At 39.8% G+C, this 1790-nt stretch carries 3 protein-coding genes; all 3 read left to right on the top strand.

The window, feature by feature from the left end:
• Positions 1-1043: hypothetical protein (locus AC3DU7_RS15405; protein ID WP_488040211.1), on the top strand; the 1043-nt coding region annotated here is incomplete at its 5' end.
• A gap of 313 nt (positions 1044-1356) precedes the next feature.
• Positions 1357-1668, top strand: a complete 312-nt coding sequence (locus AC3DU7_RS15400) for a hypothetical protein (RefSeq protein WP_488040210.1) — start codon at positions 1357-1359, stop codon at positions 1666-1668.
• Positions 1605-1790, top strand: a 186-nt coding sequence (locus AC3DU7_RS15395) for a type II toxin-antitoxin system PemK/MazF family toxin (protein WP_488040209.1), incomplete at its 3' end; no start/stop codon positions are given. The genes AC3DU7_RS15400 and AC3DU7_RS15395, both read left to right, overlap by 64 nt.

Raw genomic sequence — 1790 nt, 5'->3', positions numbered from 1 at the left:
CAGTATTCACAGATGATAGCAATAACTCCCATATTCCAGAAGACTATCTGAGACAAGTAGTTTACGAAAAAAGATTTCAGCTCAGTTTTAAAGACAGTGGCAGTCTCAGCCGAAAAGTCTATTTTTCCCAATATTTCAGTTGGATAGGAAAAATCCGGGAATTTGCCCTGGAAAGTATTGCACAACAAATGTTATCTGACTTCTTTACCGGAGATTGTGGCATGGTAACAAATGCAGTAAGTCTACGAGTATTAGGAGAAGCCACCTCCTACGACACCATTCAAGCAAGAGTGTGGTTAGGAGCAGTAGTCAGATCTACCTTTGATGCTTATATAGAATTTTGCAAAGTCTTACCAGACGAATCTCTAGAAAGAATTGCCCTTGCAGATGTCAAATCTACATGGGTGCATTTAGAGAGTTACGGAGTTCCAGCACAGGTGCCTTTACCTCCCTATTTCCAAAAATTCCTCAACCAATTTACTTCTAAAGAGCCAATTAGTCTCGATCTCAGAAAGCCTGAAACTTTCTCCTTGCCCCCATTACCCACACCTCTTGCTAATATAGAGACAGGAGCGATAGTTTACCAATCCCCTTCTGAAAATCGTTATGGTAATTTACTCTACTTAGAAACTTATCAAACAACCTTAGAAGAGTCCAACCTAGTCGGTAATGTTTACTACGGTAATTATTTCATCTGGCAAGGGCGAACTCTAGATCTGTTCTTGTATTCAGTTGCCCCCGAATACCTACGAGTTTCTAATCCTCAAGGAGAATTAATTTGTCTCTATACTCGCATGGACTTCTTACAAGAAGCAATGCCCTTTGACAAAATTCTCGTTCTTCTCTATGTAAAATATGTTTCAGAATGCGGAGCTGTTTTCAACTTTGAATTCTTCCGACAAGAGTCTGATGGTAAGAATCAAAAACTTCATATTGGTCAACAAGAGGCAATGTGGGCCTGTCGAGGTCAAGATGGAAATTTAGTGCCGACTCCTTGGCCAAAAGTCATTTTAGCAGCTTTGACTAATACTATCAATCGCTAGTGGAAAGATTCCGTGCTTGATTTAGTACCTGCTCGTAAGTCAACATAGACTATCAATTTAGTTTTGAGTTGAACTATTTCCTACTAGATTGACAAAATCTCCTATCGATTTTAAAATTAAAAAACTAACTAAACAGGACTTACGCAAAATATGAAATTATACACAATTTGTAGGGGCGTTAGCGGAGCTATGCGCCAGCAAACGGCCGTTTACTTCACATAACTATCGTTAACGCCCCTACCAGATATAGTGGTTCTGCGTAAGTCCTGCTAAATTAACATCAACAAAAGACCGAACTAGAAACCATTTATTAATGGCTGGAGTACTATTGAGGTCACAGAAAGTTGGTGGAAACAAAAACGTAGCTAGCTCCCAAATACGAATGGCTAAAATCTCTATATCTCTGCCTGACAATCTGCTGGCATACATTGATAGCAAAGTCGAAAACCCTAGTGCTTTAATCGAATCTCTTCTACAACAATGGCAACAGCAGCAAGAAAAACAAGCCTTAGCTGAAGCTTGCAAAATAGTTGACGAACTTAATTTAGGTTGGGACGAAGAATGGCAGATTCAAGCAATTACCGACTGGGAAGCATCTGGATTGTCAGATTCGATCCCTCAATAGGAACAGAAATACGCAAAACACGCCCTGCCTTAGTCATTTCTGGCACAGCTTTTAATATACCGCGTAGCAAAGTAACTGTTTTGCCTTTTACCTCAGCTAAAGTAGAGGGAAAAGGTATTTCC

It is taken from the genome of Okeania sp. (assembly GCF_983059655.1).
The sequence above is the reverse complement of the archived record's forward strand: the minus strand, read 5'-3'. Positions and strand labels throughout refer to the sequence as shown.

What these genes read in the sequence shown, in the direction of transcription:
- AC3DU7_RS15400 (WP_488040210.1), top strand. Translation starts at nt 1,357, where the DNA reads ATGGCTGGAGTACTATTGAGGTCACAGAAAGTTGGTGGAAACAAAAAC.